This window comes from Dermabacter sp. p3-SID358 (assembly GCF_025147465.1).
In the GTDB taxonomy this organism is placed as follows: Bacteria; Actinomycetota; Actinomycetes; order Actinomycetales; family Dermabacteraceae; genus Dermabacter.
This window is the reverse complement of record NZ_JALXOZ010000020.1, coordinates 1-15,364: the sequence shown is the minus strand read 5'-3', so window position 1 is coordinate 15,364 and position 15,364 is coordinate 1. Positions and strand designations below refer to the sequence as shown.

Here is a 15,364-nt window from a genome sequence, read left to right as displayed (position 1 = left end):
GTTAGTTCACCTTGATGCCGGACTGTTCTGCGATGCGCTTTGAAGCTGTAACCGCGTCGTCCCACGCCTTTTCGGGATCTTTGCCGGAGGCCTCGACTTGCTCGAGCTCAGCGGTGAACGGTGCGATGACTGCTTCAGAGTTCGGATCTTCGTAGAGCGGGCGCACGGTTTCGGCGGCGGCGCTGAACACTTCAGCAGCCTTTTGACCTCCGAGGAATTCGACCTCGCCGTCAACTTCGGGCATCGAATGAGCTTCGGTTGCCGCGGGGAAGTTGCCACTGAAGGTGTACTCGACTGCTTGGTTTTTCGCGTTGAGGATGAAGGACAGGATCTCGAAAGACTTCTTGGGGTCCTTTGCTCCCTTGGGAATTGTGAGGAACGAGCCGCCCTGGTTGACGGCTTCACCCGGGTGCTTGCACACGCGCCACTTGCCAGCCGTCTCGGGGGCGTCGACTTTCATGTCGGCGAGATGCCATGAGGCACCGAAATCGGCAGGGAGTCGTCCTTCATTGACGGCTGCGGCGGAGTCGGTCGTATTCGAATCGAGCGCGGCGTTGACACCTGCCTTGTGCGCCTTGACGGAGAGGTCCCACGCTTGGCGCACGTGATCCTGATCGCCGATGAACAGGCCGCTTTCGTCGATGAATCCCTTGCCACTTTGACGGTATGAGGTGCTGAATACGCCCGAGATGTTGCGAATCAGGTAAGTGCCCGGCTTCTTCGCGATGAGTTCCTTGCCAATCTCGAAGAACTCGTCCCACGTACGGATTGCTGCTTCGAGCTCGGCGGGCTCAAATGGAAGGCCTGCCTCTTCGAACACGTCGATGCGGTAGAAGAGGGCGGTGGGACCAATGTCGATCGGGACACCGAGCTGCTTGCCGTCTTTGGCGGTGGCCTGCTCCCACTTCCAGCCGAGGTAGTCGCCCTTGATGTCTTTCGCGCCGAGTTCGTTGAGGTCTTCGAAGTATTCGGTCTTCGAGCGGAAGAAGGCGATGTCTTCGCCCTTAACGCCCGTGATGTCGGGAAGGCCCGAGCCCGAACTGAAGGTCGTCGTGAGCTTTTGCTTAAAGTCGCCGCCAATGATGTTTTGGCGGAAGTTGATGTCGGGGAACTTCTCTTTGACGGCTTTGAGAGTGTCCTCGCTATACCCTTCGGGCCAGGTCCAGAGAGTGAAGTCGTTCGAGCCTCCGCCGCCGGAAGATGAGCCCGAGCTTCCGGTCGAGCAGCCTGTCAGGGTGAGGGCAAGTGGGCCGAGGGCGAGTGCGCTCGCGCCCAGAAGTGAACGCCGTGAGATGTCCATGAAAAACTCCGTTAATCGGACAGGAAGCGGGTGAGAGCGTGTTCGGATTCTCCGTGAAAACGGTCCGTGAACGCCAAACCTACTTCCAAGTATTGGTGTTGTGTGAATGTCGGGGTTGCGTTCGCAACCTCCTATATGCGTTTTTAGTGGTACCCCGCCGACGGTGGTGGGGTGGGGCGGCAGTGCCCCACTAAAACAGTGGCTTCGCTGCCGGTTTGAGTATAGCTGGAAAGCGATGGTGCGCCACACGCAGGTTTCCGCCCGCGCGCGTCTTGCCAGGGATAGTGGAAGTTTCCAGGGGTAACGGGGTGTGCGGCGCGTCTCTATTGGGCATTCCCTGCGACTTTGCGGAAAACACCCGAATCTGTTCGAAGGTATACAACATGTCCCGCTTCGCGAGTTTATATCGCTTTATTCGAATGCAGCATGGACCTTCCGGTCCTTCACTGATCCCGAAGCGATCGCTACCGTGGAAGCATGAGCGACCTCCTCCCAAACCCGTTCTTCTATCAGCAGCTGCCCAAGGTGTTCAGCTCGGGCGCCGCGATCATTCGTGATGACACGGGTCGCATCCTCGTGGAGAAGCCCAACTATCGGGACCATTGGCTGCTTCCCGGTGGGGGAGTCGATGCGGGAGAAGATCCGCGAGATGCCACGAAACGCGAACTCATGGAAGAACTCGCCCTCGACCTGCCCGTGGGTCGACTCCTTTCCGTGAGTTGGGTGCCCTCGAGCGCGGCGTATGGCGCGCCCATGGGTGTCCACTTTGTCTTTGACGCCGGAGTCGTTCCCGAGGCCGAGCTGCGCGAAAAGATCCGTCTGCAGGAAGCGGAGCTCGAGGACTGGGCCCTCATCGACCCGAGCGAGGCGGCCATCCTCTCGCCGTGGGGCGCCGAGCGAGTGCGTCACGCGCTCGACGTGCTCGGGGGCCGCGCAGATGTGGACCTCTTCTCAGTCAAAAAGGGCGGGATTGCGGAAGCGCCGTAGAACCGCAGGAGCGCCGTGAGGTGGGCAGGCGTCGGAAATTCCGACGGTTGCCGCGCACCTGCCGAACAGCCACGAGCAGGGTGATGCTCGGCGGCAGGCGATACCCCCCCAATGTGGATTGAAGTAGCTCAATGGCGGTAATGGGGTGTGAGTTCCGTACGTTTTCCTACGTCAATCCGGGGGCGAAGGGGAGAGAGGAGAGGGGAGTGAAGGGGAAGCCCAGGGGGCGGGGGAGGGGCCGATCTATGCCTTGACCGCGCCCTCTGCGATGCCGGCGATGAATTGCTTCGCGCCGATGATGAACACGAGGATGAGCGGCACAACCGCGATGAGCGCTGAGGCCATGAGCATGCCGTAGTCGCTTCCGTGGGCGGTCTTGAGCTGGCTCAGCGCAACCTGCAGGGTGAGCTTATCGGGATTCGTGAGCACGATGAGGGGCCACATGAAGTCGTTCCACGCACCGATGAAGGTGAACATTCCAAGGAACGCGAGCGCCGGTTTAATGATTGGCAGGCACACGTGGAGGTACTGGCGAAAGAATCCGCAGCCATCCATGCGAGCTGCTTCGAGCAGTTCGGTGGGGATGGAGTTGGTGGCGTATTGCCTAAGCCAGAACACGCCAAACGCACTCGCGAGCGAGGGAAAAATGAGTGCCTTCAGGTCTCCGGTCCAACCGAGCTTGCTCATGAGCAGGAACTGCGGGATGCTCGCGAGCTGCGCCGGCAACAGGAACGTCGCCATGACGATGAGAAACAGACCCCGCTTACCCGGAAAATCAAACTTCGCAAACGTAAACGCGGTGAGGGACGCAATGGTGAGGGCGAGAACGGTCACGGAGACCGCTACGACAAGGGTGTTGCCCATTGCTGCCCAGATGTTGATCTTCGAGGTGATCGTCCCGATGTTTTGGCCGAGACGATCGCCGGGGAGAACGTCTGGCGGAAACTTGAAGATCGCAGATGAAGGCTGTGTCGCGAGGATGAACATCCAGTAAAACGGGAATAGCGAAATGAGCGCGCCGATCGTGAGGGCAACGTATTTCAGCACTGTCGACAGGCGAATGGGCTTTCGCCTGCGTGGAACCGCGTTCGCGAGGGGTTTTGCTTGCGTGGTCAAACTCATGCCGTTGCTCCCCTAGTCCTTCTTCTCGCGCGTGACGAGCCAGTTGATGATCGAGAAGAACATGACCACGACGAACACGCCCCATGCGATTGCGGCGCCGTAGCCGTAGCGGTTTTCTTGGAATGCCACCGAGTAGAAGTACATGACCATCGTGAGGCCCGAGTTATTGACGCCGCCGGAATTTGCTGCTCCTGAATTATTGGAGGACGTAAGAACTTGAGATTCGGTGAAGCTTTGGAGGGAGCCGATCGTGGACATAAGGGTCACGAACAGCACGATAGGCCGCAACTGCGGGAGCGTGATGCGGAAGAAGATTTGCCACGAGTTCGCCCCGTCGAGCGCCGCGGCTTCATAGAGGGACTTATCGATCGCTTGAAGCCCAGCCAAGATCAGCAGGGCGTTGTAGCCCACGAATGCCCAGGTGGTAAGGCACGAGATCGCGATTTTGATGCCCCACTCGTTTTGCAGCCAGGCAATGTTGTCGAACCCCACCAGGTTGATGAGAACGTTCGCGACACCGAACTGGCTGGAAAAGATTGAGCTGAAGAGCATGCCCATCGCGACCATCGAGGTGATGTTCGGGATGAGGTAGATGACCTTGTACGTCGTCGAGAACCTGAGCGTTGAGTTGAGCATAAGCGCCAGGATCGTTGCCAACACGAGGGTGGGAACCGTGCCCATCACCCACAAGATCAAGGTGTTGACGAGAGACTTGTAGAAAAGTGGGTCGGTGACGAGGTATTTGAAGTTCGTCAGGCCGATCAGGTCGAAATCGCCGAGGCCCGACCAGTTCGTGAACGCGAGCCCCATCGTAAACACCACGGGCATCGCGCCGAACATGAAGAAGAAGAAAAAATACGGCGAGATGGCGAGGTATTGCGGCAGTGCCTGTTTGATGCGCGTCCCGAGTGGTCGGGCCTTCGGCTCGATCATGGTGGTCAGTTCACCTTGATGCCGGACTGCTCAGCGATGCGCTTGGCAGCCGTAACTGCGTCGCTCCACGCCTTCTCCGGGTCCTTCTTTGTCGATTCCACCTGCTCGAGCTCGGCGTAGAACGGGGCGTTCACTGCTTCCGAGTTCGGGTCTTCGTAGAGCGGGCGCACGGTTTCGGCGGCGGCGCTGAATACCTCAGCGGCCTTTTGACCACCGAGGAATTCGACCTCGCCGTCAACCTCAGGCATGGAGTGAGCCTCGGGTGCTGCGGGGAAGTTTCCACTGTGCTTGTACTCGAGTGCCTGGTTCTTGGCATTGAGCATGAAGGAGAGAACCTCGAACGATTTCTTCGGATCTTTTGCGCCCTTCGGGATGGTGAGGAACGAGCCCCCCTTGTTCACGGCTTCACCCGGGTGTTTGCACACGTGCCATTTGCCGGAGGTCTCGGGAGCATCCGACATAAGATCGGCGAGATGCCATGAAGCTCCGAAGTCGGCCGGAAGGCGTCCTTCGCTCACTGCTGCCGCAGAGTCGGTGGTCTGTGCGGCGAGCGCGCCATTGATACCGGCAGCGTTTGCCTTGACCGCGAGATCCCACGCGGCGCGGATGTGCTCTTGGTCGCCGATGAACGCTCCGTTTTCGTCGATGAAGCCCTTACCGGCCTGACGCCATGCCGTACCGAAAACGCTCGCCGTATTGCGAACGAGGAAGGTGCCGGGCTTCTTCGCAATGAGTTCTTTGCCGAGTTCGAAGTACTCATCCCACGAGCGGATCGCGTTTTCGAGCTCTGTGGGATCGGAGGGGAGGCCCGCCTCTTCAAACACATCGAAGCGGTAGAAGAGCGCGGTCGGGCCGATATCCGTGGGGATTCCGAGCTGCTTGCCGTCCTTCGTGGTGGCCTGTTCCCACTTCCAGTCGAGGTAGTCGCCCTTGATGTCCTTCGCACCGAGTTCGTTGAGGTCTTCGAAGTAGTCGGCCTTCGAGAGGAAGAAGGCGATGTCTTCGCCCTTGACACCGGTGATGTCGGGAAGCCCGGAGCCTGCGCTGAAGGTCGTCGTGAGCTTTTGCTTGAAGTCGCCGCCGATCACGTCCTGGCGGAGAGAAATGTCGGAAAACTTGTCTTTGACGGCGTTGAGGACGTCGTCGCCGTAGCCCTCGGGCCACATCCACAGGATGAACTCGTCGCCGTCGCCGGCGCTTGACCCGGAATTGCTCGTCGAGCAACCGACGAGAGCCAGTGGGCCAAGCGTGAGCGCGCTGGCTCCGAGGAATGAACGACGGGAAATATTCATTGAAAACTCCAAGTAAGACTCGGTGGGATGCGCCGTGGATGATTCCTGTACGGCCGCGTTGCCGTGCCAGTCAATACCCGTGCGGTTAACGTCGAGTAAATGGAAAATGATGACGTAAGTAAACTTTTATCGATGCGGTTTGCGCCGACCGAAGAGTGCACTTTCTTCGAGCTGGGCCGACGGCGTGTTTTCCCCTGTCAAGGGGGTTTTTCTGGGTTGGTGCGTGAGGTGCCCGGTCGTGCCTCATCGAAAGCGTGGTTTCTTCCCAGGGGTAAAAGGTCATTATGTGTGCGTTTAGTTACACGGGGTGTTTTTGTGGCTGATAAGCTCGCTGCGTGCGCGGTTTAGCGATGGTGCTGGCCGTGAAACTAGGGCGATGTTCTGGAGGGTGGAATGTTTGACGATTCAACGCTTGTGGAGGACCGCATCGAGCGTCTCCACGAGAGGCTGGGCAAGGAGCTCTTCAGGGTTCTCGCGCCCGTTCAGGTCACCGCGTGGAAGGCCCCCGGCGAGCCTGTCGACTTCGCGACCGCCGCTGAAGCGAACTACGACCCGATCTCCTCGGGTGACCGCTGGGGCCCGGCGTGGAGCACGTGGTGGTTCCGTATGAAGGGCACCGTTCCCGCAGAGGCGAGAGGCGAGCGCGTGCAGCTGCGCGTGGACCTCGGCTTCGAAGGTGATTGGGCAGGCAACCAGTCCGAGGGCCTCGCCTACACGACCGCTGGAACGCCGCTCAAGGGCGTGAACCCCATGAACCGCCTGATCCCGCTGACGGGCGAGGGGCTTCCCGCGACTATCGCGAAGGCGGGGGAGCAGCTCCTCGACGACAGCGGTGCCGTTGAACTCCTCATCGAGGCCGGCGCAAACCCCAATATGGGCGACTACATGAACAATCCCACCGACCTCGGGGACCTTTCGACGCGCCCGGACACACCCGTGTGGGCGTTCGGTGGTGCCGATCTTGTGGTGCGCAACGAGAGCGTGTGGCATCTGTGGCTCGACGTCGAGGTGCTCTGGGGCGTGCTCAAGGAGCAGCCCAAGGGTTCGACACTGCGCGCGACCCTGCTGCGCAGGCTCGAGGAGGCCGCGGACATCGTCGACGCTCAGGGTATCCAGGAAGGGGCCGACGCCGCCCGGGCCCACCTCGCTCCCGTGATCGCAAGCGGTGCCGGCAACTCCGCCCAGATCATGAGCGCCGTGGGGCACGCGCATATCGATTCCGCGTGGCTGTGGCCCCTGCGTGAGACTCGCCGCAAGGTCGCACGCACCTTCTCGAACGTCCTTGCCCTTGCCGAGGACTACCCCGAGTTCACGTTCGCGTGCACGTCGGCGCAGCATTACGCGTGGCTCAAGGACGGGGCCCCGGCGCTCTTCGCGCGCGTAAAAGAATCGATTGCGAACGGCCAGTGGCACCCCGCGGGCGGAATGTGGGTCGAATCCGACACCAACCTCCCCGGCGGCGAGGCTCTCGTTCGACAGTTCACCGTGGGGCTCAACTGGATGGAGCGCGAGCTCGGCGTTGCCCCCATGTGCACGTGGCTTCCCGACTCCTTCGGGTACACCGGCGCGCTCCCGCAGATCGCACGTTTGAGTGGCATGACCACGTTCTTCACGCAGAAACTTAACTGGAGCCAAACGAACTCACTTCCGCACCACACCTTCTGGTGGGAGGGGATCGACGGCACCCGCATCTTCACGCACTTCCCGCCCGTGGACTGCTACGACTCGATCGTGAGTCCCGAAGAGGTCTACAAGGCCGAACGCAACTTCAAGGAGAAGGGGCGCGCGAAGCGCTCGCTGCTTCCCTACGGCTACGGCGATGGTGGCGGCGGTCCCGTCGCGGAAATGGTCGAGCGCGCACGGCGTTTCGCCGATATGGAAGGGGCGCCGCGCCTCGAGTTCGATTCGCCGGACGGCTTCTTCGACAAGGCGCGCGAAGAGTACCCGAACGCTCCCGTGTGGAGCGGCGAGATGTACCTCGAGTTCCACCGCGGCGTGTACACGTCGAGCGCGGAGCTCAAGCGTGGCAACCGCGAGGTTGAGGCGAAGCTCGCCGTTCTCGAATGGCTCGGCGCTCTCGCAACCGAGCAAGGGGTCGACTACCCGCTCGGCGAGGTAGAGGAGCTGTGGCAGCGCGCCCTCCTTCTCCAGTTCCACGACATTCTCCCCGGATCCTCGATCCACTGGGTCAACCGCGAGGCGCGTGAAGAATACGAGACGCTGCGCACCGACATCGAAAGCCTCATTGACTCGCTCCTCGCCTCCCTCGCAGGTAGGGACGAGAATCGGGTGGAGGTACTCGAAGGTGAACGCAGTCAGGTGACGGCGCTCGCGGGCTCTGAACCCACCGTTCTCAATCCCTCGCCTGTGGCTCGCCGCGAGGTGTGGGAGTTTTCCGACGGTTGCTCGCTCATCGAGGTTGCTCCATTCTCCGCTGCACCCCTCTCCTCGGTTGAGGTGGAGCCGGAGAACCCCGTGACGTGTGAAAAGCGCGGGAGCGATATCGTGCTCGCGAACGGCCTCGTGGAGGTCGTGATTGATGCGAATGGCCTCGTAGCGTCCCTTCGCGACCTCGAGGCGGGCGGCCGTGAGCTGCTCGCGTCGGGAGAGAAAGCCAATGCGCTCAGCATTCACCCCGACTTCCCGAGCTGCTTCGATGCGTGGGAGCTCCAGCATCAGTACAAGCGCAGCGAGACCGTGCTGAGCGAGGCGCTCGAGGTGAAGGTGGTGCGCGATACGACCTTAAAGGCATGCGTCGAAGTGCGCCGCGCGCACGGAAACTCCACGTTCACCCAGCGCATTACTCTCCACGCGGATTCGCGCGCGGTTGATTTCGAGGTGCATGTCGATTGGCGCGAGAAGCACCGCGTGCTCCGCGTGGGTTTCCCGCTCGCACTGAACGCTCGCACGGATCGTTCCGAGATCCAGTTCGGGCACATCGACCGCCAGGTCGCGAAGAACACGTCGTGGCAGGAGGCGCAGTTCGAGGTGAGCGGTCACCGTTGGGCGCTCCTCGAGGAGCCCGGCTACGCGGTCGCCTTCGCCAACTCGCAAACGTACGGCCACGACGTGCGAGTGCTCGATGCTCCCGGCGCTGAGCGGCGCGGCGGCGTGGCCTTTGGCTACACACTTTTGCGCTCGGCCACGGCGCCCGATCCCGAGGTTGATCTTGGTGAACACACACTTCGCTACAGCCTCGTGTGCGACGCAGGCCTCGAGGAAGCGCACGCCGCGGGCCTGCGCCTTACGCAGCCGCTTCGCGAAGCAACGCGCGGTTTCGAGGTCTCGCCAATTGTGGACGTCGAACGCCAAGAAGGCGACACATTCGCCTTCATCGACGCCGTGAAGCCCGCCGATGACGACTCGGGTGACCTCATCGTGCGCCTGCACGAAGCCGAAGGGCGCGCGGGCAAAGCCCACGTGCGCTTCGCCACCGCTCCCGCTGAGGTTCGCGCGACGAACCTGCGAGAAAAGGATGCGCCTGACGTCGCTCCCAGCCTCAGCGTGTGCGGTGAGGATCCTTCGCTTTATGAAGTGTCGATGCATGAATTCCAGATTGTGACCTTGAGGGTGGTTCGCGTATGAAACTCTTGCTCATTTGCCTCGATGGTGTGAGGGCCGATGTGGCCCTTCCCGAATTCGTGGCGGCCGATCCGCACTTCACCAAACCTGATCATGACGCGGATCCGCGCTTCCGTGCCGTGAACGATGAGGGTGAGCCTGCCGTCGGACCACACGATCCCCCGCTTGACCGGACTCTCCCTCTTGAGGAGGCGCCGAAGAATCTCGCGCCCACGCTCGCGCGGCTCGCGCGTGGGGATGAGCACTCGGGCGGGCGTATCACCCCCATGTGGATGACCCCGCCCACGGATTCCGCGCCCGGTTGGTCGTCGATTCTCACGGGCTCAACACACGAAGAGTGCAACGTATGGTGGAACGAGTTCGTGGGCCACGATCTCGCGCGTCGCCCCGACATTCTCTCGCGCGTATTTTTCGCCAATCCCACCGCGCGTACCCTTGCCGCAGCCACGTGGGAGGCGTTCTGCGCGCCCCACGGGCTAGGGCCACTGCTCCAACACCGCTTGGACCAGCAGCGAACGGGTCAGCATCAGGTGTTCCATCCGGATCTCAAGGACGGGCTCGATGCCGCTGATGACGATGTCGCGCATTGGGCGACGTGGAAGCTTCTGCACGAGGGGCCCGATGCGGCCGTCGTGTACTTCGAGGGGGTTGACGGCGCGGGTCATGCGTATGGCGCGGAATCGGAGCAGTATCGAAACGCGATCCGCCACGTCGATGAGCTCACTCGACATCTCGTGAAAGCCGTCGCGGAGCGGCACGAGCAGCTTGGGGAGGATTGGCTCGTCGCCGTCACGACCGATCACGGACACAAACCCGAGGGCGGGCATGGCGAAGACGAGGTCGAGGTGCGCCGTAGCTTCCTCATCACCCATCGGTTCGGGGCTCCTTTGCCTGAGGTACTGACCTCGCGCAATGTGCTCCACAGCGAGCAGGTCATGTGGATGCTCCTTGACGCGATGGGAGTGACCCAGGGCAGTTACGACGCCGAGGATGTGGGCGTGCTCCGCGACATCGAGCACGCGGGCCCCACACGCAACCTCGCCTTCGAATGGTGAGCCGGGCCGTGGTAGAGGCACTGCCGAGCCGGGTCGCAGCCGTCATTTTCGACATGGACGACACGCTTTTCGATTCCGAAAAAGCGTGGCACGAAGCGGCCGCGGCGCTTTGGCGTGAGGCCGGCGGAGCTTTTCGCGGCTACGACGATCGTGGCGGCACCGTCGAAGACCTTGCGAACACCTATCTCGATGAATTCGGGTTTGTGGGCGAACGTGAGGATCGCATGAACGAGATCTGTGCTCAGCTCGAGGCCTCGATCCGCGAGCGACTTCGCACTGATCTTGCCCCGATGCCCGGTGCCGATGCGCTCACCTCGCGCCTAAAGGAAAAGCTTCCGCTCGCAATCGGCTCCAACTCGCCGCAAGCGATCGTCGAACAGTGTGTGCACGCGATCGGTTGGCGCGATCGCTTCCAAGTGGCGCTCGGCGTGGGCGAGGGAATGAACCCCAAACCTGCGCCCGACCTCTACCTCGAGGCGGCACGGCAGCTCGGTGTCGATCCTCGCGACTGCGTGATCTTCGAGGATTCGCCCACGGGTGCTCGTGCCGCGGTCGCTGCCGGTGCGTTTGTGGTGACGATCGGCGAGGCCGCGCGTGGAATAGGCACAGCGGCGGTCGATACGCTTGAACACGACCTTATTTCCTCGTGGACACCGGAGAAGCTGACATGAGAACTCTCATTCCCGAACCGACGATCGTGCGCGAAACGGGCGGCGACTATGCCCTTCCTACGCCCCTTCCGATCGCGGGTGGTGGAAATGCCGCCGCATACCTCGCGGAGCGGCTCGGTCGCGCCGCTGGTGTGCGCACGAGCGAAGGCCAAGGTGGCATCGAGTTTGTGCGTGACTCTTCGCTTGGTGAGGAGGCGTATCGTCTGTTCGTCACGGCCGAGGGAATCCGTATCGAAAGCGCAGACGAACGCGGCGCGGGCTGGGCCGTGCAGACCCTCCTTCAGCTCCTTCCGCCCGCGATTTACTCTGCCGGTCCCATGGAACCCGCGTCGCTGGTAGTGCCGTGCGTCGAGATCGAAGATGCGCCGAGATACCACTGGCGCGGTTCCCACATCGACGTGGCCCGCAATTTCCTTCCGCTCGAGGGTCTCATGAGGCACCTCGAGATCATGGCGATGCATAAGCTCAACGTTTTGCATCTTCACCTCACCGATGACCAGGGCTGGCGCATCCCCATTGAGGGCTTCCCGAAGCTCATCGAGAAGGGGGCGAGGCGCCCCGGAACTCTTGCGGGACACCAGCCGCCGCCTGATGAAAACGATTGCGACGATGTCGCGGAGCACGACGGCATCGAATGCGGCGGCTACTACTCGCGCGAAGAAATCGCTGCCCTCATCGAGCGCGCCGAAATGCTCGGCATCCAGGTCGTGCCCGAGATCGACATGCCCGGGCACATGGAGTCAGTTGTCGCAGCGTACCCCGAGCTTGGTTGTGTGCCGATCGAACACCCGCGCACGTGCTGGGGTATCTCGGAGCACGTTCTTTCCCTCACCGACGAATCCGTCGAATTCTGCCGTGCGGTCCTGACCGACGTTGCGTCCCTCTTCCCCGCCTCACCCATCCACGTGGGCGGCGATGAGTGCCCGGGTAAGGAATGGAACGAACACGAACCCTCACGCGCGACCATGGAACGCATCGGCGCGACGAGCCCCGCTGAAGCTCAGGCATGGTTCGAGAACGAAGTCTGTGCGCACGTACTTGGCATGGGGCGCCGAGTGATCGCGTGGGACGAAGTGCTCGAGGGTGGCGCCCCCAAGGACACGACCGTCATGGTGTGGCGCAAGTCCGAAGCGATCCAAGAGGCTGTGCGCGCGGGTCACGACGCGATCGCCGCACCCACGGAATTCACCTACTTCGACTATCGGCAGCATTCGCATGAAGATCACCCCCTCACGATCGGCGGAAACCTCCCCCTGAGCAAGGTTTCCGGGCTTAGCGGCCTCCTCGATGCCGTCGGCGACCAAGGTGACGGGCGTGTGCTTGGAGCACAGTTCCAACTCTGGAGCGAATACGTACACGATTGGGCAAAGGCCGAGTACTTGCTGTGGCCGCGCGGCTGTTCTGTTGCGCAGCAAGTGTGGTCCGGCTCGGCCGGAAACGCGTGCGAGCTCGCGACGATGGAAGACCACCTGTCGCGCCTTACGGCGCGCGGCCTCAACTGGTGCCGCACTGCCGAGTAGTCCTCGATTGGCTCAACCGTGAGCCGGTCATGTGAGCGCTGTGTTGCTACTGTGGTGGCGTGTCAGTAGAGAAGCTCTCTGGGAGCGTGCAGGACTATCTCAAGGCCGTCTGGGTTCTCGGCGAGTGGTCGAGCGATCCCGTCACGACCTCGAGAATTGCTGAACGAGTGGGTGTTCGAGCGGCTACGGCATCCGAGACAATTAAGAAGCTCGCAGCGCAAGGACTTGTGGAGCATTTGCCTTACGGGGCGATCACGCTCTCGGAGGAGGGGCGCACCCTCGCCCTCGCTATGGTGCGCCGGCATAGGCTCATCGAGACGTTCCTCGTTGAAAATTTGGGCTACTCGTGGGACGAAGTGCATGCAGAAGCGGAAGTGCTTGAGCATGCTGTCTCCGATCTCATGGTGGAGAGAATCGACGCCGCGCTGGCGCACCCCACGAGAGACCCTCACGGCGATCCGATCCCCGGCCCCGACGGAAAGCTTGAAGCGGTTCCCGCACGCCAGCTCACATACATTGAAGCGGGAGTGTCGGCGCGCGTAGAGCGCGTGTCGGATGCCGACCCTGCGCTTTTGCAGTTCCTTGCTGGCAAAGGACTCACGTTCGGGGCCATCGTGCGAGCGCTTGAAGCGGAGCCTTTTTCCGAAACGCTCGATCTTGAGGTCGATGGGGTGAGTGGAATCGCGTCGCTCGGCAAGACGGCGACCGACGCCGTGTGGGTCACCGTTTTCGATTAGAAGACCGAACAGCCCTGCGTACGGCGAGCGCACAGAAAAAGATGAGGCCATAGACCACCGCCATTCCCGCGCTTGTCGCCGCGCCTAGCACGTAGGCTAGCCAAAAGCCCACAAGTGTGCCGAGCGTTGCGACGAGAGCGCTTCCGATGATCATTTCTCGAAGGCTTCTGCACCACAGCCTCGCGGTCGCCGCGGGGACCACGACGAGGGCAAGCACGAGGACGGCTCCAGCTGCGTGGAAAGCGGCCGTCACGGTAAGCGACGTGAGGAACATGAAGGCCACATTGATGACTCCCGTGCGCACACCGATCGATTGGGCGAAGCTCGGATCGTAGGTCGTGATGGTCAGACGCGGGAATAACGCGGCGATCACGCCGATGTTAAGGGCGAGAATTGCGAGCATGACGTAGAGGTATTGCGGCCCAACATCAACGCCGTTGATCGTGAGAGGGGTCCACGCGGCGAGATTGACATCGCCCACTAGAACCGCGTGCTCGTCGAGGTGGACATTGCCGAAATCGACCGAGATGAGAAGAACGCCGGCGCTAAAAAGAGCCGGAAACACAAGGCCCTGCGACGCATCTCCCGCGAGCAAGCGCGTGCGTGAGAGTGCCTCGCTTCCGAGCACGACGAGGAGCCCCGCGCCTGCGGCGCCGACGATGAGCAGCGGGGAGGTAAGAGAGTGCGTCAGCGCATAGCCGATCACGACTCCCGGAAGGACCGCATGGCTCATACCATCGACCATCATTGAACTCTTGCGAAGCACGACAAATACTCCGGGAAGTGCAGTAGCGAGTGCCGTCGTGACCGCGAGCGCGCACGTGCCAAGCAGGAAGCTCACTGCATCCTCCCCCGGTCGCGTGTTGAACGGAAAGCACGGCGCGTTGCCGACCGTGTGGCCATACGCGCGAGGAGCCCGCGCCGAGGAGCGCATAGGAGTGACACGACGAGAGCCCCGACGAGCACGAGAACGGTCACGGGACCGCTGGGCAATTCCCCGAATGCCACAGATACATAGGCACCAAGGCTGCTCGCGCCCGCCCCCACGAGAGCGGAGCACAGTGTCATGGAGTGGAGTTCCCGGGTCCACTGGCGTGCGACCGCCGGAGGAGTCACAACGAAAGCCACCATGAGCACGAGCCCGACAGCTTTTACCCCCGCGACCGTGGCGATCGCGAGCATGGCGAACATGACCGCATCGATCGCCTTGCCGTTCAGTCCGAGTACCGTGCAAAACTCCGGATCGAATGCGCGCAGCGAAAACTCTTTCCATAGGGCGAGCATCACGAGGATTGCGCACCCGCCGACTACCGCGCTCGAGGTGATGTCGGCTTTCGTGAGCGTTGAGGCGTTACCGAAAAGAAACGCACCGATCCCACCCTTACCGGGGAGGGAACTTTTACTGATGAACTGAAGGAGCAGCATACCGGTTCCGAAGAAGAGCGAGAGCGTCGTGGCCATCGAGGCATCGATCGTGAGCGGTGTGCGGGACGCGACGATGTTTGCGACGAGATGCGCTGCCGTTCCGGTGACCGCCGCGCCTATGACGAGAAGAAGTGGCGAATGTATGAAGGCGCCCGGACCGAGCGTTGAAAAAAGGAAGGCGAGGAGAACCCCGGGGAGGGCTGAATGCGAGATGACGTCGCTCGCAAGCGACTGGTGGCGCACATAGGCGAAGCAGCCGAGCGCCCCAGCGATGGCCCCGATGAGGCTCGTCCCCACAAGGACAGTGCGGTAGGTGTAGACCGAAAGAAAATCGACGATGCTCACGAGTGGCCTTCTTCGCGAGGGGTGAGGGCGCTCGAGAGGCACCCATCGAGGTCATACGCGCGCCGAATAGCCACGTCTGTGAGGGTGCGTTCCACGGGGCCCGACGCGATGACCTCGGTGTTGAGGATTGCGACGTCGTCGCAAAACTCTCGAACGGTCGCGAGATTGTGATGAACGAGCACAACGGTGCGCCCTTTCGACCGGAAATCGGCAAGAACATCAAAGATTGCACGCTCGCTTCGCGCATCGACCCCTTGGAATGCTTCGTCGAGGATGAGGAGGTCGGGCTCTTGTACGAGGGCACGGGCGAGAAAGACGCGTTGGCGCTGACCACCCGAGAGCTCATTAATGTGGCGTGTGCTCAGATCCTCGAGGCCGACCTGGCGAAGCGGCCC

The 15,364-nt window shown here is 61.8% G+C and carries 13 protein-coding genes; 6 read left to right on the top strand and 7 right to left on the bottom strand.

Annotation, left to right across the window (positions count from 1 at the left end; genetic code table 11):
• Position 1 precedes the first annotated feature (1 nt).
• Positions 2–1,300 (bottom strand): extracellular solute-binding protein, encoded by a 1,299-nt coding sequence (locus tag M3B90_RS08680; RefSeq protein WP_259889887.1) that lies wholly within the window; start codon positions 1,298–1,300, stop codon positions 2–4.
• Positions 1,301–1,777: 477 nt separating this feature from the next.
• On the opposite strand from M3B90_RS08680, the gene M3B90_RS08675 reads away from it, so the two are divergent.
• On the top strand, positions 1,778–2,287 hold the full coding sequence (locus M3B90_RS08675; protein ID WP_259889886.1) for an NUDIX hydrolase: 510 nt from the start codon (positions 1,778–1,780) through the stop codon (positions 2,285–2,287).
• Between the two features lie 243 nt (positions 2,288–2,530).
• Here M3B90_RS08675 and M3B90_RS08670 read toward each other — a convergent pair whose 3' ends face one another.
• The 3 genes from M3B90_RS08670 to M3B90_RS08660 are packed head-to-tail and all read right to left on the bottom strand — an operon-like array spanning position 2,531 to position 5,634.
• Positions 2,531–3,409, bottom strand: coding sequence for a carbohydrate ABC transporter permease (locus M3B90_RS08670; RefSeq protein ID WP_259889885.1), 879 nt, complete (start codon positions 3,407–3,409; stop codon positions 2,531–2,533).
• Positions 3,410–3,421: 12 nt separating this feature from the next.
• The gene (locus M3B90_RS08665) at positions 3,422–4,342 is read right to left on the bottom strand and encodes a carbohydrate ABC transporter permease (RefSeq protein WP_259889883.1); all 921 of its coding nucleotides are present in this window, start codon (positions 4,340–4,342) and stop codon (positions 3,422–3,424) included.
• Positions 4,343–4,347: 5 nt separating this feature from the next.
• The gene (locus tag M3B90_RS08660) at positions 4,348–5,634 is read right to left on the bottom strand and encodes an ABC transporter substrate-binding protein (protein ID WP_259889882.1); all 1,287 of its coding nucleotides are present in this window, start codon (positions 5,632–5,634) and stop codon (positions 4,348–4,350) included.
• Between the two features lie 393 nt (positions 5,635–6,027).
• Here M3B90_RS08660 and M3B90_RS08655 point away from each other — a divergent pair, with 393 nt between their 5' ends.
• From M3B90_RS08655 to M3B90_RS08635, 5 genes are read left to right on the top strand one after another with little or no spacing between them, the layout of a single operon-like run.
• Positions 6,028–9,219 carry an alpha-mannosidase gene (locus M3B90_RS08655; protein WP_259889880.1) on the top strand — a complete coding sequence of 1,064 codons (3,192 nt, stop codon included), beginning with the start codon at positions 6,028–6,030 and terminating at the stop codon, positions 9,217–9,219.
• Positions 9,216–10,271, top strand: coding sequence for an alkaline phosphatase family protein (locus M3B90_RS08650; protein WP_259889879.1), 1,056 nt, complete (start codon positions 9,216–9,218; stop codon positions 10,269–10,271). Before M3B90_RS08655 ends, M3B90_RS08650 begins: the two co-directional genes overlap by 4 nt.
• A gap of 8 nt (positions 10,272–10,279) precedes the next feature.
• Positions 10,280–10,942, top strand: coding sequence for an HAD family phosphatase (locus tag M3B90_RS08645; protein WP_259889877.1), 663 nt, complete (start codon positions 10,280–10,282; stop codon positions 10,940–10,942).
• Positions 10,939–12,462, top strand: a complete 1,524-nt coding sequence (locus M3B90_RS08640) for a beta-N-acetylhexosaminidase (RefSeq protein ID WP_259889876.1) — start codon at positions 10,939–10,941, stop codon at positions 12,460–12,462. The genes M3B90_RS08645 and M3B90_RS08640 overlap by 4 nt, the downstream gene beginning before the upstream one ends.
• A gap of 59 nt (positions 12,463–12,521) precedes the next feature.
• Complete coding sequence (locus tag M3B90_RS08635) at positions 12,522–13,199, top strand: metal-dependent transcriptional regulator (protein WP_259889874.1); 678 nt, start codon at positions 12,522–12,524, stop codon at positions 13,197–13,199.
• Here the strand turns inward: M3B90_RS08635 and M3B90_RS08630 are convergent.
• The 3 genes from M3B90_RS08630 to M3B90_RS08620 form a co-directional block, all read right to left on the bottom strand.
• A complete protein-coding gene (locus tag M3B90_RS08630; RefSeq protein ID WP_259889871.1) occupies positions 13,183–14,040 on the bottom strand; it encodes a metal ABC transporter permease in 858 nt (285 codons plus the stop codon). The two genes, M3B90_RS08635 and M3B90_RS08630, sit on opposite strands and share 17 nt — an antisense overlap.
• Positions 14,037–14,969, bottom strand: coding sequence for a metal ABC transporter permease (locus M3B90_RS08625; protein WP_259889870.1), 933 nt, complete (start codon positions 14,967–14,969; stop codon positions 14,037–14,039). Before M3B90_RS08625 ends, M3B90_RS08630 begins: the two co-directional genes overlap by 4 nt.
• Positions 14,966–15,364, bottom strand: a 399-nt coding sequence (locus M3B90_RS08620; RefSeq protein WP_259889869.1) for a metal ABC transporter ATP-binding protein, incomplete at its 5' end; no start/stop codon positions are given. The genes M3B90_RS08620 and M3B90_RS08625, both read right to left, overlap by 4 nt.